General features: G+C 58.8%; 19 protein-coding genes and 1 pseudogene. 11 read left to right on the top strand and 9 right to left on the bottom strand.

Annotation, left to right across the window (positions count from 1 at the left end; genetic code table 11):
- Positions 1 to 69: 69 nt before the first annotated feature.
- From dnaQ to Q7T36_RS10175, 3 genes are read right to left on the bottom strand one after another with little or no spacing between them, the layout of a single operon-like run.
- Positions 70 to 783, bottom strand: a complete 714-nt coding sequence (dnaQ, locus tag Q7T36_RS10185) for a DNA polymerase III subunit epsilon (RefSeq protein WP_304847560.1) — start codon at positions 781 to 783, stop codon at positions 70 to 72.
- Entirely contained in the window at positions 780 to 1,226 is a 447-nt protein-coding gene (gene rnhA / locus Q7T36_RS10180) for a ribonuclease HI (protein ID WP_304847557.1), read from the bottom strand. The genes dnaQ and rnhA overlap by 4 nt, the downstream gene beginning before the upstream one ends.
- Positions 1,227 to 1,232: 6 nt before the next feature.
- A complete protein-coding gene (locus Q7T36_RS10175) occupies positions 1,233 to 2,024 on the bottom strand; it encodes a methyltransferase domain-containing protein (RefSeq protein WP_304847554.1) in 792 nt (263 codons plus the stop codon).
- A gap of 75 nt (positions 2,025 to 2,099) precedes the next feature.
- On the opposite strand from Q7T36_RS10175, the gene gloB reads away from it, so the two are divergent.
- The 7 genes from gloB to Q7T36_RS10140 all read left to right on the top strand — a co-directional run bounded on the left by gloB (position 2,100) and on the right by Q7T36_RS10140 (position 11,648).
- Complete coding sequence (gene gloB / locus Q7T36_RS10170; protein ID WP_304847551.1) at positions 2,100 to 2,897, top strand: hydroxyacylglutathione hydrolase; 798 nt, start codon at positions 2,100 to 2,102, stop codon at positions 2,895 to 2,897.
- A gap of 123 nt (positions 2,898 to 3,020) precedes the next feature.
- Positions 3,021 to 5,033 (top strand): LysM peptidoglycan-binding domain-containing protein, encoded by a 2,013-nt coding sequence (locus Q7T36_RS10165; protein WP_304847548.1) that lies wholly within the window; start codon positions 3,021 to 3,023, stop codon positions 5,031 to 5,033.
- A gap of 134 nt (positions 5,034 to 5,167) precedes the next feature.
- Positions 5,168 to 6,985 carry an extracellular solute-binding protein gene (locus tag Q7T36_RS10160; RefSeq protein ID WP_304847546.1) on the top strand — a complete coding sequence of 606 codons (1,818 nt, stop codon included), beginning with the start codon at positions 5,168 to 5,170 and terminating at the stop codon, positions 6,983 to 6,985.
- A 12-nt stretch (positions 6,986 to 6,997) separates the two neighbouring features.
- Positions 6,998 to 8,089, top strand: a complete 1,092-nt coding sequence (locus tag Q7T36_RS10155; RefSeq protein ID WP_304847543.1) for a microcin C ABC transporter permease YejB — start codon at positions 6,998 to 7,000, stop codon at positions 8,087 to 8,089.
- Between the two features lie 2 nt (positions 8,090 to 8,091).
- Positions 8,092 to 9,111 carry an ABC transporter permease gene (locus Q7T36_RS10150; protein ID WP_304847541.1) on the top strand — a complete coding sequence of 340 codons (1,020 nt, stop codon included), beginning with the start codon at positions 8,092 to 8,094 and terminating at the stop codon, positions 9,109 to 9,111.
- A complete protein-coding gene (locus Q7T36_RS10145; RefSeq protein ID WP_304847537.1) occupies positions 9,086 to 10,717 on the top strand; it encodes an ABC transporter ATP-binding protein in 1,632 nt (543 codons plus the stop codon). Before Q7T36_RS10150 ends, Q7T36_RS10145 begins: the two co-directional genes overlap by 26 nt.
- 142 nt (positions 10,718 to 10,859) lie before the next feature.
- Positions 10,860 to 11,648: an enoyl-ACP reductase gene (locus Q7T36_RS10140; RefSeq protein WP_304847534.1), complete on the top strand. Its 789-nt coding sequence runs from the start codon at positions 10,860 to 10,862 to the stop codon at positions 11,646 to 11,648.
- Positions 11,649 to 11,714: 66 nt separating this feature from the next.
- Here the strand turns inward: Q7T36_RS10140 and Q7T36_RS10135 are convergent, their stop codons facing one another.
- Positions 11,715 to 13,607 carry a SurA N-terminal domain-containing protein gene (locus Q7T36_RS10135; protein WP_304847531.1) on the bottom strand — a complete coding sequence of 631 codons (1,893 nt, stop codon included), beginning with the start codon at positions 13,605 to 13,607 and terminating at the stop codon, positions 11,715 to 11,717.
- Between the two features lie 76 nt (positions 13,608 to 13,683).
- Entirely contained in the window at positions 13,684 to 13,956 is a 273-nt protein-coding gene (locus tag Q7T36_RS10130) for an HU family DNA-binding protein (RefSeq protein WP_304847528.1), read from the bottom strand.
- Between the two features lie 216 nt (positions 13,957 to 14,172).
- Here Q7T36_RS10130 and Q7T36_RS10125 point away from each other — a divergent pair, with 216 nt between their 5' ends.
- Together Q7T36_RS10125 and Q7T36_RS10120 are read left to right on the top strand one after the other, a co-directional pair.
- Positions 14,173 to 14,991, top strand: coding sequence for a lysophospholipid acyltransferase family protein (locus Q7T36_RS10125; RefSeq protein WP_304847525.1), 819 nt, complete (start codon positions 14,173 to 14,175; stop codon positions 14,989 to 14,991).
- Complete coding sequence (locus Q7T36_RS10120) at positions 14,988 to 15,929, top strand: SDR family oxidoreductase (RefSeq protein ID WP_304847522.1); 942 nt, start codon at positions 14,988 to 14,990, stop codon at positions 15,927 to 15,929. The genes Q7T36_RS10125 and Q7T36_RS10120 overlap by 4 nt, the downstream gene beginning before the upstream one ends.
- 57 nt (positions 15,930 to 15,986) lie before the next feature.
- Here the strand turns inward: Q7T36_RS10120 and Q7T36_RS10115 are convergent, their stop codons facing one another.
- On the bottom strand, positions 15,987 to 16,409 hold the full coding sequence (locus Q7T36_RS10115; RefSeq protein WP_370690096.1) for a phasin family protein: 423 nt from the start codon (positions 16,407 to 16,409) through the stop codon (positions 15,987 to 15,989).
- A 182-nt stretch (positions 16,410 to 16,591) separates the two neighbouring features.
- Here Q7T36_RS10115 and Q7T36_RS10110 point away from each other — a divergent pair, with 182 nt between their 5' ends.
- Positions 16,592 to 17,275 (top strand): SCP2 sterol-binding domain-containing protein, encoded by a 684-nt coding sequence (locus Q7T36_RS10110; RefSeq protein ID WP_304847519.1) that lies wholly within the window; start codon positions 16,592 to 16,594, stop codon positions 17,273 to 17,275.
- A 15-nt stretch (positions 17,276 to 17,290) separates the two neighbouring features.
- On the opposite strand, the gene Q7T36_RS10105 is transcribed toward Q7T36_RS10110, so the two are convergent.
- A complete protein-coding gene (locus Q7T36_RS10105) occupies positions 17,291 to 17,602 on the bottom strand; it encodes a hypothetical protein (RefSeq protein WP_304847516.1) in 312 nt (103 codons plus the stop codon).
- A gap of 153 nt (positions 17,603 to 17,755) precedes the next feature.
- On the opposite strand from Q7T36_RS10105, the gene Q7T36_RS10100 reads away from it, so the two are divergent.
- Positions 17,756 to 17,968, top strand: coding sequence for a hypothetical protein (locus Q7T36_RS10100; protein ID WP_304847513.1), 213 nt, complete (start codon positions 17,756 to 17,758; stop codon positions 17,966 to 17,968).
- A gap of 48 nt (positions 17,969 to 18,016) precedes the next feature.
- On the opposite strand, the gene sixA is transcribed toward Q7T36_RS10100, so the two are convergent.
- Together sixA and Q7T36_RS10090 are read right to left on the bottom strand one after the other, a co-directional pair.
- Positions 18,017 to 18,481, bottom strand: coding sequence for a phosphohistidine phosphatase SixA (gene sixA / locus Q7T36_RS10095; protein WP_304847510.1), 465 nt, complete (start codon positions 18,479 to 18,481; stop codon positions 18,017 to 18,019).
- Between the two features lie 6 nt (positions 18,482 to 18,487).
- Positions 18,488 to 19,495: pseudogene (locus tag Q7T36_RS10090) on the bottom strand (NAD(P)H-dependent glycerol-3-phosphate dehydrogenase); the annotation flags it as partial.
- Between the last annotated feature and the right edge of the window lie 117 nt (positions 19,496 to 19,612).

Raw genomic sequence — 19,612 nt, 5'->3', positions numbered from 1 at the left:
GTATTATTCGGGTTGGGGAAATGGCTATCGCCTGTCATTATCGATCCTAAAATAATGGTTTTACCGCCGTCACGCCAGCCCTTCTTGACGCCAAATGCAGGTTCCGCCACAGGATTTGTCAAGAATATCGAGGCGCGCGGCGTGTGCGGCGGCTTCTTCCTCTGTGGCGCGGACAATCGGCAGCGGTTTGCGGCCCGCCGGAAGGGGCCGGACGGTTTCCTGGCCGTCGCCCTCATCCCCTTCCTCCTGGAGGCCCAGACCCACCTGCCCCCCGGTCATGGCCAAGTAAACATCGGCCAGAATTTCGGCATCCAGCAGCGCGCCGTGGTAACTGCGCTGGCGGTGATCGACGAAGTAACGCTTCGCCAACGCATCGAGCGTGTTTTTCTGCCCGATATGCTTTTGCCGGGCCATGAGCAAGGTGTCCAGCACAGCGCAAATGGCGCGGAAAGAACCGAATTCCGGATCAAGCCGCTTCATTTCGTGATCCATGAAGCTGAGGTCAAACGCCGCGTTATGGATGACCAGTTCAGCGCCGCGCACAAATTCGACAAAATCGGCGGCAACCTCCTGAAAACGCGGTTTGCCGATCAGGAACTCATCGGTGATGCCATGGACGGCGATCGCCTCGGGGTCAATCAGCCGGTCCGGTTGCAGATAGTGGTGGAAGGTGCGACCGGTCAACCGCCGGTTCTCCAGCTCCAGGCAACCGATTTCAATGATGCGATGGCCTTCCAGCGGATTCATGCCGGTGGTTTCAGTATCCAGTACGATTTGTCTCATGCGCGTGTTTCCTGCATTTCATCAATGGCCAGATTTGCCAGGCGGTCCGCCTCTTCGTTGCCTTCGTGCCCGGCATGCCCCTTGACCCATTGCCAGTCCACCCGGTGACGCGCCGCTTCCTTTTCCAGCGCCACCCACAAGTCGGCATTTTTCACCGGTTCCTTGGCCGCTGTTTTCCAGCCGCGCGCCTTCCAGCCCGGCAACCACTCGGTCATGCCCTTCTTGACATATTGCGAGTCGGTCCAGACCGTCACCTCGCACGGCTCGCTGAGCGCGCGCAGCGCCTCGATCGTGGCCATCAGCTCCATGCGGTTATTGGTGGTCAGGGTCTCAGCGCCATACAGCCGCTTTTCGTGAGCACCGAAACGCAGCAATGCGCCCCATCCGCCAGGACCGGGATTGCCGCGACAGGCGCCGTCACTGTAAATTTCTATCTTCTTCATGCAGGCTCAGTCTTCGCGTTGTTGATGTGAGTCCTGGCTGCTGCGGGTTTCGGTCAGCAGCGCCGGACGCAGCAATTGCAGCAATGGCTGACGCAGTCTCAACGGCGTCAGGCACGACACCCGTTTCCGCGCCAGCAAGGCATAGGACGCCCCGCCCTGGCTCCAGTAACGCATGCCCAGCGGCTCCAGCCAGGAAAGCCGCCGCCGCACCAGCGCGGTATCCACCGGCGGCAGGAAAAAGGCGGACTCTACGCCGACCACATCAAAGTCAAGCAGGGTCAGCCAGTCGGACATCCGGTGCGGGCTGAGCACCTGCCGCAACCACGGCGTCGACGCCCACGGCATGCGAAAGAAGCGCCACAGGCCCCACAGGCTCCAGGGATTGAACCCCAGGATCACCAGATGCCCCTCCGGCAGCAGCACCCTGGATGCCTCGCGCAGCACGGCGTGCGGGTTGGCGGAGACATCAAGCAAGTGATGCAGCACCACGACATCCACACTGGAGTCGGCCAGCGGCAAACTGTCGGGACGGGCCAGTAACGGCGATAACCCCTCCACCGGCTGCAACGCCGTATCAGCGACAATACGATGACGAATACGGCTGCCCAGCAGCAGGTTGGCGCTCACCAACTGCCCCAACTGCAGCGCATGATAGCCGAAGAGATCGGGCAGGATATGCCCGAGCAGTCGGTTTTCCGCCACCAGCAACTCTCGCCCCAGTTCGGAATCAAACCAGGCGGAGAGCGAACCGGCCACGTCCAGCCGCGAGGCCGGCTGCCAAAGATGAGGCAATTCCATGGGAACAATACCCGCTTGAATGGACTATGATGATTATGGACGCTGCCGGAATAACTGTCATGGAGTAAAGCTGTCATGCCCCAACCGCATGTGTTGAAACCGGTTCCAATGTTCGCCGACAACTATCTTTGGTTGCGGATATCCCCTGCCGGGGCGGTGCTGGCGGTAGACCCCGGTGATTACGCCCTGCTTTCACAGGTTTTGCAAGAACACGACTGGCGCTTGGCGACGGTACTTGTCACGCATCATCACGCCGACCACTGTGCCGGCCTGCCCGAACTGCGCCAAATGCACCCCGGGGTTCCTGTCTATGGCCCGGAAAGCGTGGAAGGCGTCACTCACACGCTATATGGTGGCGAAACGCTGGATACCGGCGACACCGGGATCTGGCAAGTCCTGACGCTGCCGGGCCACACCCGGCACCATCTGGCTTATTACCACGAGTCTGATAAAATACTGTTTTGCGGCGACACCCTCTTCAGCGGCGGGTGCGGTCGCATTTTCGATGGCGACGCTCAGTCGCTGTTCCACTCTCTGGAATTAATCGCGGCTTTGCCGGACGACACGCAAATCTGCTGCAGTCACGAATATACCCTCTCCAACCTGCAATTCGCCCAGCATATTGAACCGGCGAATATCGCCCTGCAAAATTACCGGCTTTCATGCCTGTTAAAACGAAACCGGGACGAACCGACCTTGCCGGTATTACTTTCCGTTGAAAAAGCCATCAATCCCTTTCTCCGCACGGCATTGCCTTCCGTTCAGGAGCGGCTGGCGGAGTTACTGCCCGACAGTGCAAAAAACCCTGCTGCTTCAGAGGTTTTTGCCGCCTTGCGCCGTTACAAGGACGACTGGAAACCCCCAGTCCGCTAAAATACGAGCGTTTTGCCGCACTTCGTTACAGTTCAACCGGAATAATGCCGGTTTCCGGCTTGCCAGTATTCCACCCGGCTCCCTAGAATCGGCCGACTTTTGGTATCATCGGAGTACTGTGGCATGCAATTCCGGCTTCACCTCAGCAAATTCGCCCGACTGGTGCTGGCGTTTGCCTTCGCAAGCCTGATTCTGTCCGCCTGTTCCTCGCAGCCCCGCAAATCCGCCGACTCCCGTTTTTCCACACCGGATTCTCCATCGGTGGCTGTTGCCAACCGCCCGGGTGACGGCCTCAGTAACGCTCCGGCCGGCTATTACGACACCGACGGCAGTGACTTTACCCAAGACGATATTGACGAAATGCTCGGCGTGACCGAGATGGAAGCCGTGGCCCTCAGCCCTGAAGATTTGGCCAAATTCGGCAATCTCTGGGAGCGCATGCGCGCAGGTTTCCGGCTGGACCTGTCCCAGGAGAATCCCCGTATTGCCCAGCAGCGAAACTGGTTTGCCAAGCGGCAAGACTATATTGACCGGATGTCGGCCCGCGCCAGCCATTATCTGTACCACACCATCACCGAAGCCGAAAAACGCGGCATCCCGACTGAACTGGCGTTGTTGCCGGTGGTGGAAAGCTCCTACGACCCCTTTGCCTACTCCCCAGCCCAGGCGGCAGGCATGTGGCAGTTCATTCCCGGCACCGGCAAGATTTACGGCCTGAAGCAGAACTACTGGTACGACGGCCGACGTGATGTGATGCAGTCCACCCGCGCCGCCTATGAATTCCTGAGCATGCTTTACAAAAAGTTCGGCACCTGGGAACTGGCGCTGGCGGCCTACAACTCCGGCCCCGGCACCGTCGATCGCGCCATCAACAAGAATGCCGCCGCCGGCCTGCCCACCGATTACTGGTCGCTGGACCTGCCCGCCGAAACCGAAGCCTACGTCCCGCGCTTCCTGGCTGTCGCCCAGATTATCAAGAACCCCGGCGCTTTCAACATCGCCCTCAAGCCGATTGTCAACCAGCCCCACTTCCGGACCGTCAAGGCCCGCAGCCAGGTAGAGCTGGAAGCCGTGGCGCGTATTGCCGGGCTGACACTGAAGCAGTTGTACCAACTGAACCCGGGCTTCCTGCGCTGGGCCACCGACCCTCAGGAGTCCTACCACATCCTGGTGCCGGTCAATACCGCTGCTGATTTTGACAACCGTCTGGCCTCCCTGCCTCCCGCCGAACGTCTGGTCGTGCAACGCTACAAGACCAAGAAAGGCGATTCCCTGGCCAAAATCGCCGATCGCTTTGACACCTCGTCAAAAAGCCTGCGTAACCTGAACAAGCGCATTGCCATCAAGAAGAAGAAACTGGTGGCGGGGCAATGGCTGGTGGTTGGGCAAACCAAAGTCAGGGGCCACTACTACGACGGCTCCAAATCACCGGCCGCAACCCGCGTGGCGCAGTTGATGCAGGAAGCCGATTACGAAGCCGAAACCGTTCTGGAACAGGAAGCTGCGGCAACGGTTGATGAACCCGAAGCCCTAACAACCCGGATTGCCGCCAAGGACAAGGATGAAGCGGCCGAGAGCAAGTCCGACCGGGTGGAAAAAACCAAAGCGGACAAGGCGGATAAAGCCGACAAGTCTGAAAAGTCCGGGAAGAAGGTTGCCGCCAAGGGCAATGACCGCGACCATGACCGCAACGTTGAAATCCACAAAGTACGCCCCGGCGAAACCCTGTTTGCCATTTCCCGCAAATATGACGTCAGCCCCAAGGAACTGGCCCGCTGGAACGACATGAAGCTGAGCGACAATCTTCGTCCCGGCAAGCGCCTGACCATCCGCCTGGAAGATGAGGAAGAGGACAGCAAGCCGAAAGCCCGCAGCAAGAAGGATGACAACCGTGATGAGCGGGTTGCCGACAGCAGCAAGGGTAAAAAGGACAAGAAGTCATCGCGCCTCGCCAAGCGTGACAAGGGTGGCAAGAACGATGTGAAACAGGTGCGTTACGAAGTTCGTCGCGGCGATACCCTGTACTCCATCAGCAAACGCTACAAGGTTTCCGTCAGCCAGCTGCAAAGCTGGAATAAAGGATCACGCAACCTGAAACCGGGTCAGGATCTGGTGCTGTATCTGGCCAAGGGCTGATTTGCCTGAAGCACACAAAACCGCCGCATTCGCGGCGGTTTTTTTTGCTAAGCTCCTCCCGTAAAATCCCGGCCACAATTCCCTGTTTTCATTATCAAAAAGGCTGTCTGCGGTTTTCAGGAGAGATCATTCCCATGAACAAGCTGTTGTGCACCACCCTGTTGTCCCTGACGGTGTCGATGAGCCATGCGGCTGTTGTCGTCAGCAACTCGATTGCCCTGCACGGCAAACCCGCCATGCCCGATAACTTCAGGTCTTTCAGCTACGCCCGGCCGGATGCACCCAAAGGCGGGGAACTGCGGTTAAGGGCGCTGGGGACCTTCGACAGCACCAATGCCTTCATCAATAAGGGCAACGCTGTTGAAGGCACTGACTATATCTACGACTCCCTGACCGTGGCGGCGCTTGACGAACCGTTTTCCCGCTATGGCCTGCTGGCGGAAAAGATTGAGCGTGATCCTGAAGACCCGAGCTGGATTACCTATCACCTGAATCCCGCCGCCCGTTTCAGCGACGGGTCACCGGTGACGGCGGAAGATGTGGCTTTTACTTTCGACCTGATCCGCAAGGAAGGCGCTCCCAACTTGCGCAACTATTACAGCGAGATCAGCAAGGTGGAGGCGCTGGATAAGCAACGGGTCAAGTTCACGTTCAAAAACAAGAACAACCGTGAGCTGTCGCTGATTGTGGGTGAGCAATCGATTCTGCCGAAAAACTACTGGAGCAAGCACACCTTCAACAGCACCAATCTGGATATTCCGGTGGGGAGCGGCCCCTACCTGTTGACGCGGCTGGACCCGGGCAAGTCGGCGACATACACCCGCAATCCCAAATACTGGGCAGCCAACCTGCCGGTCAATCGCGGCAAGTTCAATGTCGATACCATCAGGTTTGTGTATTACCAGGACATCACCGTTTCCTTCGAAGGCTTCAAAGCCGGCCAATATGATTTTCTGGTCGAGTCCAAAGCCAAGACCTGGGCCACCGAATACAAGTTCCCGGCCGTACAGCAGGGTTTGGTGAAGAAGTTTGAACAACCGAACCTCAATCCGGCCGGAATGCAGGGCTTTGTCTATAACCTCCGCAGGCCGTTATTCCAGGATCGCCGGGTGCGGCAGGCGCTGGCCTATGCGTTCGATTTTGAATGGAGCAACCGCAATCTGTTCTTCAATGCCTACAGCCGTTCCCAGAGCTATTTTGACAACTCCGAACTGGCGGCCAAGGGACTGCCCTCGCCCGCCGAACTGGCCTTGCTGAATCCTTTCAAGGCGCAATTGCCGCCGGAGGTCTTCACCACCCCCTATCAGGCTCCGAAATCCGACGGCAGCGGCAACGTCCGCGCCAACCTGATGGCGGCGCAGAAACTGTTGCAAAGCGCCGGCTGGAACATTCGGGACGGCAAGCTGGTCAACGCCAAGAATGAGCCCTTCAAATTCGAGATCCTGCTGGTGCAGCCTGAGTTCGTGCGCATCGTCGAACCCTTTGTCAAAAACCTGTCGCGACTGGGGATCGAAGTCAGCATCCGTCCGGTGGATTCTTCGCAATATATCAATCGTGAGCGCGAGTTCGATTTCGACATGGTGGTGGAAGGCTTCGCCCAGTCGCTGTCGCCCGGCAACGAACAGCGCGGCTATTGGGGTTCCCAGTCCGCCGGTATTCCGGGAAGCCATAACCTGAGCGGCATCAAGAGTGCGGCGGTGGACGCGCTGGTTGACCGCATCGTCGGCGCCCGCACCCGTGAAGAACTGGTGACGGCGACCCGGGCGCTTGACCGGGTTTTATTGTGGAATCATCTGGTCATCCCGCAATATCACAACCGCAGCTACCGCATTGCTTACTGGGACTACCTGGAACAACCGGCTGTCAAACCGAAGTACTCCCCCGGTCTGGATTTTTGGTGGGCGAATGCCGCCAAACAAGCGCGTATCCGCGCCGCCCAAGGCAAGCAGTAACGGAGAAGCCTGATGCTGTCGTACATCCTGCGGCGTTTGCTGCTGGTCATCCCCACCCTGCTGGGCATCCTGCTGATCAACTTCGTGATTGTGCAGGCGGCGCCGGGCGGCCCGGTGGAACAGGCGATTGCCAAGGCCAAGGGGTTGGATACCCGGGGCAATCCGGTCAGCGGCAGCGCGTCGGGCGACATGACCTCCGGCGGCAACAGCCAGGGCAAGGACAGCCCCTATCGCGGCGCGCAGGGCCTGGACCCGGAACTGATCAAGGATCTGGAAAAGCAGTACGGCTTCGACAAACCGCCTGCTGAACGCTTCTGGCTGATGCTGACCAGCTACCTGCGCTTTGACTTCGGACAGAGCTTCTTCCGCGACAAAAGTGTAACCGGCCTGATTCTTGAGAAAATGCCGGTATCGATCTCCCTGGGGTTATGGAGCACCTTGCTGGTTTACCTGATCTCCATCCCGCTGGGCATCCGCAAGGCCATCAGCCACGGCAGCCGCTTCGATATCACCACCAGCAGCCTGATCATTGTCGGGTATGCCATTCCTGGCTTCCTGTTCGCCATCCTGCTGATTGTGTTGTTTGCCGGCGGCAGTTACTGGCAGGTCTTCCCCATGCAGGGGCTGGTCTCCGACAATTTTGACTCACTGAGCCCGCTCGGCAAGGCGCTGGATTACGCTCACCATCTGGTGCTGCCCACCATTTGCCTGACCATCGGCAGTTTCGCCACCCTGACCATGCTGACCAAGAACTCCTTCCTGGACGAAATTCACAAACAGTATGTCGTCACGGCCCGCGCCAAGGGTCTTAACGACAACCAGGTGCTCTACGGCCATGTGTTCCGCAACGCGATGCTGATCATCATTGCCGGTTTCCCGTCGGCGCTGCTGTCCATCTTTTTCACCGGCTCGTTCCTGATTGAAATCATCTTCAACCTGGACGGTCTGGGCTTGCTGAGTTTCCAGTCCGCCATCAACCGCGATTACCCCGTCATCTTCGGCACGCTGTTCATCTTCACCCTGCTGGGACTTATCCTGCGCATCATCAGCGACCTGGTCTACACCTGGATCGACCCGCGCATTGACTTCGAGGGCCGGGGCTGATCATGACCTTGACTCCCGTCAACCAGCGCCGCTGGCAGAACTTCAAGGCCAACCGTCGCGGTTATGCCTCACTGTGGATATTCATCCTCCTGTTTGGGCTCAGCCTCTTTGCCGAACTGATCGCCAACGACAAACCGTTGCTGGTGTCCTTCAATAACAGCCTCTACATCCCGGTGGCGAAGGACTATCCCGAAACCGTCTTCGGCGGCACACTGGCCAGTAACGCGGATTACCGCGATCCCTTCGTGGCCGGTCTCATCGAAGAGAAAGGCTGGATTCTGTGGGCGCCGGTCCGCTACAGCTACCGCACCATCAACTACAACCTCAGCGTGCCTGCCCCCGCCCCTCCCTCGGCTGAAAACCTGCTCGGCACCGACGACCAGGGGCGCGACGTGCTGGCGCGCATCATCTATGGTTTCCGCATCTCGGTGCTGTTTGCGCTGACACTGACGCTGGGCAGTTCAGTCATCGGCATTGCCGCCGGGGCGCTGCAAGGCTACTACGGCGGCTGGGTCGATCTGGCCGGCCAGCGCATCATCGAGATCTGGTCCGGCCTGCCGATGCTGTTCATGCTGATCATCCTCGCCAGTCTGGTGCAACCCAGCTTCTGGTGGCTGCTTGGGCTGATGCTGCTGTTCTCCTGGCATGAACTGACCGGTCTGGTGCGCGCCGAGTTCCTGCGCGGCCGCAACCTGGAATACGTTCGGGCGGCGCGGGCGCTGGGGCTCAGCGACAGCAAGATCATGTTCCGGCACATCCTTCCCAACGCCATGGTTTCCACGCTGTCCTACCTGCCGTTCATCTTTACCGGCGCCATCAGCCTGCTGACCTCGCTGGACTTCCTCGGCTTCGGCCTGCCGGTCGGCTCACCGTCGCTGGGTGAACTGGTCGCCCAGGGCAAGAACAACCTGAGCGCTTCCTGGCTGGGACTGTCCGCTTTCCTGACGCTGGGCACGCTGCTGACCCTGCTCGTTTTCATTGGAGAGGCCACCCGCGATGCCTTCGACCCCCGCAAGCAATAAGTCCGGCCCGCTGCTGGCCATCGATCGGCTGAGCGTCCGCTTTTCCGGCAACGGCCGCGAAACCGAACCAGTGCGTCAGGTGAGCTTTGCTGTCGAACGCGGCGAGATGCTGGCGATTGTCGGTGAAAGCGGCTCAGGCAAATCGCTGACCGCGTTGTCCATCCTCAAGCTGATGCCGGGCAATGCCGGGTTCAGCGGCTCCATCCGGCTGGAAGATGAAGAACTGCTGACGGCATCGGCCAAGCGGTTGCAGGAAATACGCGGCGACCGCATCAGCATGATTTTCCAGGAGCCGATGACCTCGCTGAACCCCCTGCATATCATCGGCCGCCAGATTGATGAAATCATGATGCAGCATCATCCGGACACGGCCGCCAAGATTCGCGGGCGCACCGTGGAACTGCTGCGGGAAGTCGGCATCCCCGACCCGGGAAAACGCGTCAACAGTTATCCCCACGAGCTTTCCGGCGGCCAGCGGCAACGGGTGATGATCGCCATGGCGCTGGCCAACCGCCCGGCGTTGCTGATAGCCGACGAACCCACGACGGCATTGGATGTGACGCTTCAGGAACAAATCCTGGAACTGCTGAAATCCCTGCAACAGAAGCACGGCTTGTCGGTGCTGCTGATATCGCACGATCTTGGCTTGGTTAGGCGATTTGCCGACCGGGTCGGCGTGATGCAGCAGGGACAGTTGGTCGAGATCAATACGACCCTCAGCCTGTTTGCCAATCCGCAACATGACTATACCCGCACATTGCTGGCCGCTGAGCCCGAAGGGCATCCCGCCCCGGTTCCCGAAGGCGCAACTCAAATTCTGGCGATTGATAACCTGCGGATCTGGTTCCCCATCCGCAAGGGTTTTCTGCGACGCGTATCCGGTCATATCAAGGCGGTCAGCAACCTGTCGCTGTCACTGCGGCAGGGAGAAACCCTGGGCGTGGTCGGCGAAAGCGGTTCCGGCAAATCGACGCTGGCTTTCGCTGTCACCCGTTTGACGGACATCACCGACGGCCGCATCGTATTCATGGGGCAGGAAGTGCAGGCCTTATCACAGAATGCTTTCCGGTCCATGCGCAAGGACTTGCAGATCGTGTTCCAGGACCCCTACGGCAGCCTCAGTCCCCGGCTCAGTGTCAGCCAGATCGTCGCGGAAGGTCTGGAACTGCTGGGCCTTTCCCCGGAGGTGCAGGAGCAGCGCGTGATTGAAGCCTTGCAAGCCGTGGAACTGGACGCTGAAACCCGCCACCGCTATCCGCATGAGTTTTCCGGCGGACAACGCCAGCGCATTGCCATTGCCCGCGCCCTGGTGCTGAAACCGAAACTGCTGATTCTGGATGAGCCCACTTCCGCGCTGGACCGTACCGTGCAGAAGCAGATTGTACTGCTGCTGCGGCGCTTGCAGGCAGAACTGGGATTCTCCTGCCTGTTCATCAGCCATGACCTGAAAGTTGTACGTGCGGTCAGCCACCGGGTGCTGGTGATGCGTCATGGCGAACTGGTGGAAACCGGGTTGGCGGACGATATTTTCCACCGCCCTTACTCGGACTACACCCGTCAGTTGATGAAAGCTGCTTTCGCCGGAGATCTGCCGGCTGCCGGATAAAGTCCCGGATGGACGTGGTGCAACTACTTTCGTTTGTGGCACACTCCGGGTCGGCTTTCGGAGCCGCCGGACTATATCCGGCGACTGGACAGGTTATTTGTCCCCGATCGCCAACCAATCGTGAACAACAGGAGCATCCAACATGGGTTTCATGTCCGGCAAACGGGTTTTGATCGTCGGTGTCGCCAGCAAGCTTTCCATTGCCTACGGCATCGCCGCCGCCATGCACCGCGAAGGCGCAGAGCTGGCCTTCACTTACCAGAATGACAAGCTCAAGTCGCGGGTCGAGGACTTCGCGGCCGGTTTCGGCTCCAGCCTGGTTTTTCCGTGTGATGTCGGCAATGATGCTGAAATCGACGCCGTCTTCAGCGCACTCGGCAGTCATTGGGAAGGGCTGGACGGGCTGGTCCATTCCGTGGCCTTTGCCCCCGGCGACCAACTGGAAGGGGACTTTGTCGATGTCACCACCCGCGAAGGCTTCCGTATTGCCCACGATGTCAGCAGCTACAGCCTGCTGGCGCTGGCCAAGGCCGGCAAGCCCATGCTGGTGAAGAACCAGGGTTGCGTCATCACCCTGACCTACCAAGGCTCGGAGCGCGTCCTGCCCAATTATAACGTCATGGGTCTGGCCAAGGCCTCGCTGGAAGCGAATGTCCGCTATCTGGCCTCCAGCCTCGGCCCCTTGGGTGTCCGCGTCAACGGCATCTCCGCCGGTCCTATCCGTACGCTGGCGGCCAGCGGCATCAAGAACTTCCGCAAGATGCTGGCCTACAACGAAGCAGCCACCCCGCTGCGCCGCAATGTCACCATTGAAGAAGTCGGCAATGCCGCCGCCTTCCTGTGCTCGAATCTGGCATCCGGTATCAGTGCGGAAATTCTCTATGTGGACGGCGGCTTCAACACCACCGCCATGCCGCCGCTGGAAAGCTGAGGCTGTTGCACTACAATAAAAAAACCCGCCGATTGATTGGCGGGTTTTTTATTACAGCGTAAGACTTTACTGTTCAGCAGACTTCATCAGCTCGATCTTCGCCTCGCCGCGCAGGTACTGCACATAGTCCATCAATTCCTGCTGCCCGTTCACACCTGCCTGGTTCTGCATGATCTGCTTGCGAAGTTCGGCCGTCAGCGGTGCTGTGTTTTCCTGGACCCGGCTCAACGCCACTACGGCATAATCCTTGCCCATCTGGCGCAGACCCGCCGACCAGGCGCCCGCCTTGGGAGCCTGCAGGCGGAAGGCCAGTTTCAGGATATCCTGGCCGGGGGCCGTCGCCTGACGGTTGATACCCGGGAAGTCCATCCACTGCAACTGCAAGGCAGCCGCCACATCCGCAGGTGACTTGCCCGCCGCCAGTTCCTTGACTGCCAATTCAGCCTGGGTCTTGGCCATGGCAGACGCCTTGTCATACTGCAACGCCAAACGGATACGGGGTGCGACTTCCGCCAGCGGCAGCAAGTGCGCGGCTTCATGGTTCTTGACCCGCAACCACACCATGCGGCGGTCATCCAGGCGAATGCCCGCCGAGTTCTTGCCATCTTTCAGCAAGTCATCACTAAAAGCCGACTGCTGGAATTTACGATCCGCCGCTACGCCTTCGCCACCCTTGCGACTGAACGGAGCCGTAACTTCCACCGGCAGTTGATAAGCGGCTGCCAGATCCTTCAAGTCAGAGGACTCGTAGGCCAGAGCATCCAGTTTGTCCACTGCTTCGGCAAACAGGTCTTCGGACTTGCCCTGACGGGCCTCGGTTTCCAGCTCCGCACGGATATCGGCCATGGCCGGAACCGGCGCTTTCTGGATAGCCGTCAACTTGATCAGGTGATAACCGAACTGGCTCTTGACGGGGGCTGAAACCTCCCCCACTTTCAGGGCATACAGCGCCTTCTCGAACTCAGGCACGAACATGCCGCGACTGGAAAGACCCAGATCGCCATTGTTGGCCGCTGAACCGGTATCCTGGGAAAATTCTTTTGCCAGAGCACCGAAATCCTCACCTGCCTTAACACGCTTTTCAAGGGCCAGGATTTTGGCCAGAGCATCGGCATCCTTGACCTTGTCATCCACCTTCAGCAGGATATGGCTGGACTGGCGTTGTTCACTGCTTTCCAAAGACTTCAGTCGCTCGGCATAACGCTGTTCAATATCCGCTTCGGAGACGGTCGCCGCCGCCTGAAAGTGTTCCGGAGTCAACGCCACATACTCAGCCGTTACCTTGTCTTCAGAAGTATAAAGATCGGGGTGCTTGCGGTATTCCTGATCAATATCGGCATCGGTAACCTGCACCGTACCCAGAAAACGGGAGGCGGTCATGGTGGCGACATGGATGTCGCGCTGCTGGGTATTCAGCAGGTTCAGGCGTTCCACTTCCTTACCCGATGCAATGCCTGTCAGCACAATGCCGGTCATCAACTGGCGCTGGGCAATACGCTCTTTCGCCCGCTGGGGGAAAGTTGCTGGATCTTCGCCGACGCCGCGCAGCACTTGCTCATATCGGCTCTGGGAGAAAACACCGTTTTCCTGAAAGGATGTCTCTTCGGCAATGATCTTGCCGATATCCGCATCTGAAACAATGAATCCGGCCTTGCGCGCACGTTGTTTGAGCAACACATCTTCCGTCAGCTTTTTCAGCAATTCTTCACGCAACACCTTGTTATCAATCCTGGAGGCATCGGCGCCCGGGCCCAGACTAGCCAGAATATCCTGCTTCTGTTTCTCCACCGCATTGTCCAGGGTGGCCAGGGGGATATCCTCACCGTTGACCGTAGCTGCCGGGCTGGCGCCGCCGCCGCCAAAATAGGACTCTATGCCCGCCAGGGCAAACGGGAGCATCAGCAGGGCCAGCATGAATTTGCCCAGCCGGCCCTTGATCATTTCGCGAAAGGCTTCCATCTAACTCCACCTTGGTAGTGTAAACAACAAAAACGCGCCCAAGTGGGCGCGCTTTTCAGGCTGGACAACCGGGCCGTCAGGCAATGGCGTCTTTCAAACCCTTGCCGGCCTTGAAATCGGGAACCTTGCGGGCAGCGATTTCAATTTTTTCATTGGTCTTGGGATTGCGGCCGGTGCGGGCAGCGCGCTCCTTGACACCGAAAGTGCCAAAACCCACCAAAGTCACCGAATCACCGGCCTTGAGGGCATCGGTAATGGCGGCAGTGACGGAGTCCAGTGCCCGGCCGGCATCTGCCTTGGTCAGATTGGCAGAGGTGGCGATGGCGTCAATCAATTCGGACTTGTTCATTTCTTCCCCTTGTTTTTGCTTTGATGGCGTGGCAGAGATTCGGGCGGCAACAGAAGCGCCGCAACAGGTTGCCATTTATAGCAACCGGCTTGCATCAGGGTCAAGTTAAAGACCGTAGCCATTCGTCAATCCGTGAAGAAAATTCCGCTTTGCTAACCCCTTAACACTTTCCCCGCGTTGTTGTTAGGATTGTGACAGACCTGAGGAGGGATTGCCATGCTGTATGAAACCCTGGAAAAGCGTTTGCTGCCACGGGAACTGAAAGATGCGTTCAACCGCGCCCGCAAACCGCTGGGCAGCCTGGGCTACGACCGCTGGGGCTACCACTCCCCCACCAGCCACATGGCCGCCGCCCTGGCGCGACCGTTCTACGAGAAATATTTCCGGGTGGAGGCCTTCGGCCGGGAAAACATCCCGGCTCAGGGCCGGGTGCTGATTGTCCCCAACCATTCGGGTTATCTGCCGATGGACGGTGCGCTGCTTGGCTACAGCATGCTGACCAATCCCTTCGGTCCGCGTGTGCCGCGCGCCATGATCGAGCGTTTCTTCCCCGACCTGCCGTATCTCGGCAACTTTGTGAATGCCATCGGCGCGGTGGTGGGAGAGCCGGTCAACTGCCTGGATATGCTGAAGCAGGAAGAGGCCGTCATCATTTTCCCGGAAGGTGTGCGCGGCACCGGCAAGGGCTTCGGCAAGCGTTACCAGTTGCAGCGGTTCGGCTGCGGCTTCATGCAGATTGCCATTGACACCAATACGCCGATCATCCCGGTCGGAGTGGTCGGCTGTGAAGAGGCCCTGCCGATGCTCGGCAACCTCAAGGGGCTGGCGCAACGGCTGGGACTGCCCTATGTGGCCGTAGCGCCGCCCTTGCCGCTGCCTGTCAAAATCACCCTGCACTTTGGCGAGCCTCTGTATTTCAGCGGCCCTATCCAGTGCGAAGACGACCTGGAACATAAAGTCGAGGTGGTTCGCCACAAGATCCGTCAATTGATACAACAAGGCCTCGACCAACGGGGACAGGGAAAGACACCATGACCGACAGCAGTCTCAAGACCGTTCTCATTACCGGCGCCGCCGGTGCACTCGCCCAGCAGGTCATTTCCCGGCTGCACGGCCGGTACAATCTAATCGTCTGCGACTCGCGGCGCGAGGTCAGCATGCCGGAGGACATCCCCAGCCATCGTGTTGACTTCAACAAACGCCAGTTTGAAGATCTTTTCCGCGAGTACGCCTTTGACAGCATCATTCATCTGGGGCGCATCGGCAGCCATGAGAACAACCGGGAAGGCCGCTACGCCGCCAATGTCCTCGGCAGCCAGCGCCTGCTGGACCTGGCACGCAAGTACAACGTTGGCCAGACATTGGTGATGTCGACGTTTTTTGTCTACGGAGCCCACCCGCTCAACCCCGCCTACCTGACCGAAAGTTCGCCGTTGAAAGCGGCGGGCATCACCATGGATCTGGTGGACTCAGTGGAACTGGAGAACCTGGCGACGATCTACTTGTGGAAGTATCCCGAACTCAACATCACCCTGTTGCGCCCCTGCAATATTGTCGGCCCCGGCGTCAACAACACGCTCAGCCAGCTACTGATGCAGGACCGGGTGCCGGTGTTGATGGGGTTTTCCCCGATGATGCAATTCATTCATCTGGAGGACATGGCTGACGCCATTGTCGCCGCTTTTGAAGGCAATCATCCCGGTATCTACAACGTGGCGCCGGATGACTGCGTGCCCTACAAGACGGCGGTGGAGCTTTGCGGCTGCAAGACCCTGCCGGTGCCCTCCCTGCCCGCTGCCGCCCCGCGCGTGTTGTCGCGCCTTCTGGGGAAACCTTTGTTCCCCCCGCACCTGATCAACTACTTCAAATATGCGGCCACCATTGACGGCAGCCTGTTCGCCTCCACCTTCAACTTCAAACCCCGCTACACCCTGCGCGATATATTCAGCCATTACCGCAACCTGAAGCAGTAGAAACGACAAAGCCCCGGCAAACACTGGCTTGCAGGGGCTTTGGTCAACCAACAGGGCTTACTTGCCCTGCTGGTTCTTTTTCATTTGTTCGGTCAATTCCACCAGCACCTGGGTCAGGGTATCCAGACGCTGGTTGACGGAGTCCAACTCACGATGTGTGGGGATACCCAGGCGATTGAGCGCCGCCGACAGTTTGTCATCGAAAGCTTTTTCCACCTTTTCACGGGTATCGCTGGCTTTTTCCAGCACCTTGTCGCGCGCGTCTGCCACCGTACCCACGGTTGTGTCGGCGATGTCACGGGTTTTGGCCTCCAGCTCTTCGCCAACCTTGACCAGGTTGTCGAACATCTTGCCGCCTTCTTCCTCGGCGCGCGAAAACGCACCCAGACCGGCCAGCCAGATTTGCTGGGTATACTTGCGGAGATCGGTGACTGGCGTCATCTTGGCGGACTTTTCAGTCCCTTTTTTTTCGCTAGACATGGAGTTCCCCCGGAATGCTTATTCTGTAAACGGATTATGCTAGCATGAGCAAGAACGGCATCAGCAAAAATTGTCAGACAAAATTATCACCACAAGCTTTTGCATTCCGGGACGAGTGACGTTATAAGAGATGTTCGCCGCCCTTCGGGCAAAATAAAAACCATCGCATTCATGACGACAAGATGACTGTACGAGAAGAATACGCCCCGCACGCCGGCACGCTCTCCTACTTCTGGTTGAACAGCCTGGAAAGCATGCTCAATTCCTTCATGGAGCTTGATCCGGAACGGCGACAGCATATTGCGCCGCTGGAAGGCTTGGTAGTGCGCGTCAAGACCTTTTCACCCTACATGGTTTTTTACCTGCAATTTTCCAGCGACCGCATTGAAATCTCTCCACAAGCCCCTGGCGAAGTTCAGGTGCGTCTCAGTGGCCGCGTCCGTGATCTGGTCTGGAGTTTTCTGGGGCTGGAAAGCGAGATGAACCTTGAGGCCAAGGGCCAGCTGAACATCTGGGGCGATGAGGCGGTGACGGACAACCTGCGCCTGCTGATGCAGGGTCTGAACGTGCGCTCTGCCGCCGGCATGTGGCTGAAGAATCACTGGCCGCTGAACATGCTGTGGCAGAAGCTGAGTGAACAGGACTTGAGTTGGCTGGCTGACCTGCAGCCGATTCCCGACCTGATCCGCCAGACCCGTGAGGAAGTCGCGGAATTGCGGGTGGATCTGGTTCATCAGCAAAACCAGCTCAAGAGCCTTGAGGCGCAATTGCAGACGCAGTTGAACTACATCCGTTTCATGCTGGTTCTGTTGCTGCTGACACTGGGGGGCGGCATCGGCGTGTGGATTGCCTACGCCCTCGGTTGAGTTCGCCCTCTCCCCTTACGCGTCGTCAGTCTGTCGACGCCATTTCCCGATCAGGTTGCTGAGGCTGTCGCTGAGCAGATCGGAGCCTGACTTGGCCGCCTTCCAGGTGGTTTCACGCAACATGTCCGAAGGACGGGGGTCGCTGAGGCTTTCGGTCACGGCGCGGCGCACCCGGGTTTCCACGGTGCGTCCGATATCATCATGCAATTGCCGGAAGCGCACTTCCATCTCCCGCTCCCAGAACCGGCGCACCAGCCAGCCTCCGACAATCAGGGTCAGGGCGCTCGACAGCACGGCGGTAGCGATTATGATCATCAAGGCGGGCATGGCTGGCTCCGTAATTCGCGGGACATTGTAGCAAAGGGCCAACGCAGGCCATCGGCCAATTGTAAGGAAATTCCGCCGACGGATCATGGCGGTTTATGGCGCGCAGCCCTCCATGCTAACATGCACACTTGTCCCCACGAGCGACCAACTGCCATGATTACGATTGAAATCACCAACCTGGATGAGCTGGTCAAGGAACATCGCGGGCCACTGACCGCCCTGCTGGGCAAGATTGTGGCCGATGTGGAAGGCGAAGTGGAAAAAATCGTGATCGAGGAATTGCGCAATGAGTTCGAGCGGCGGGGAATCCGGGCCAACCTGTGCAGCATTGCCGGCATCAAGTTGCGCCGCATCATGACTTCCTGAGAGGCGGACCGCTTCACGGCCGCCGAAGTTCCGCTCTAAGTGCTGTGTTCAGTGCGGGACAAAACCGGCAATGGCCTTACCCTGTCCGGCAGCCGGGGACGGCAACTCAATCACCCGGACTTCCGCCAGGGAAAAACGCCCGCCCCCGTCCACACCGTCACATAACCAGCCTGCCAGTCGCCCAACAAGGGGCATATGGCAGACCAGGGCAATCACCGCCTCGTCCGGCAACTCCAGCGAATCCAGCCACGCCGCCACCTCCCGGGGATCACGGTCGGGTGTGATGCGATCCGTTTGCGTTACCGGCACTTCCAGGATGTTGGACAGTTCATTGGCCGTCTGGCGCGCCCGGAAATACGGGCTGGAAAAAAGGCCGTCCAGAACATACTGATGATTCAGCAGCCATGCTCCGGACTGCTGTGCCTGATGCAGGCCGTCCAGGGTCAGGTTACGCTCCGCGTCGGTCCGTTTCAGGGGTTCGGCCTCCCCGTGTCTTACCAGAATGATTTGCATGGAAACTCACCGATTGGGTAATACAAATTCGACATCGCTGCGCTGACCGCTGTTCATCATGGCCGCCGCCACTTCAAACAACGGTTTTTCGTTGAAAATGATTTCATAGAGGCCGGTCACAATGGGCATATACACCCCCAGCCTGTCAGCCTGCCGGCGCACCTGCAAAATCGTATTGATGCCTTCGGCGGTTTGTTCCAGGTCGGCGACAATATCAGCCAGTTTTTTGCCGGATCCCAGGGCAAAACCCACCTGGTAATTGCGGCTGAGCGGCGAATTGCAGGTGGCGAACAAATCCCCTACCCCCGCCAGTCCCAAAAAAGTCAGCGGGTTACCGCCCATCTGCACCGCAAAACGGCTCATTTCCGCCAGGGCACGGGTCAGCAGCATGCTGCGGCTGTTCTCACCCACTTTCTGCGCGGTCGCCATGCCGGTGGCGATGGCATAAATATTCTTGAGGGCTCCGCCCAGCTCGACACCAAAGATGTCGGTATTGGCAAACACCCGGAAATACGGGCAGGCCAACGCCGTATGCACGGTGGTGCGCAACTCGGGATCGATGCTGGCGATAACGGTGCCGGCGGGCATACGGGCCGCGATTTCCTTGGCCAGATTGGGGCCGCTCAACACACCGACGCGGGCATCCGGAACTTCTTCGCGCAGAATCTGGCTCATCAGCGCAAAGGTTTCCGCCTCGATGCCCTTGGTCATGCTGATCAGCATCTGCCGGGGCGCCAGATGCGGCCGCACCGCCTGCACCACCTTGCGGAATGCCTTGCTGGGAATGGCCACGAACACCAGGTCCGCCTCACTGACGGCCTCGGCCAAGTCATTGCTGAACCGGAGGCGCTCATCGAGCTTGAAGCCGGGGAGATAGCGGGTATTTTCATGCGACGCCGTCATTTCTTCGACCAGATCGGCGTCACGCAACCAGAGCGTGGATTCACAGCCGTTACCGGCAGCCAGATTGGCGATCACCGTGCCGAAACTGCCGCCGCCCAATACGGCGACTCTGGGTTTGCTAAGCTCTGTCATCTTGCACCTGTCAGTTGTCCCTGATTCCGCACCCGGCCAGGCCGTTTTCCCTGAGCCGGAGCATCAAGCGGAACATGATAACGCAGCTTTTCCGGC

The sequence above is a fragment of the Fluviicoccus sp. genome, from assembly GCF_030646115.1.
Taxonomy (GTDB): Bacteria; Pseudomonadota; Gammaproteobacteria; order Pseudomonadales; family Moraxellaceae; genus Fluviicoccus.
This window is presented reverse-complemented; position numbering and strand designations above follow the sequence as displayed.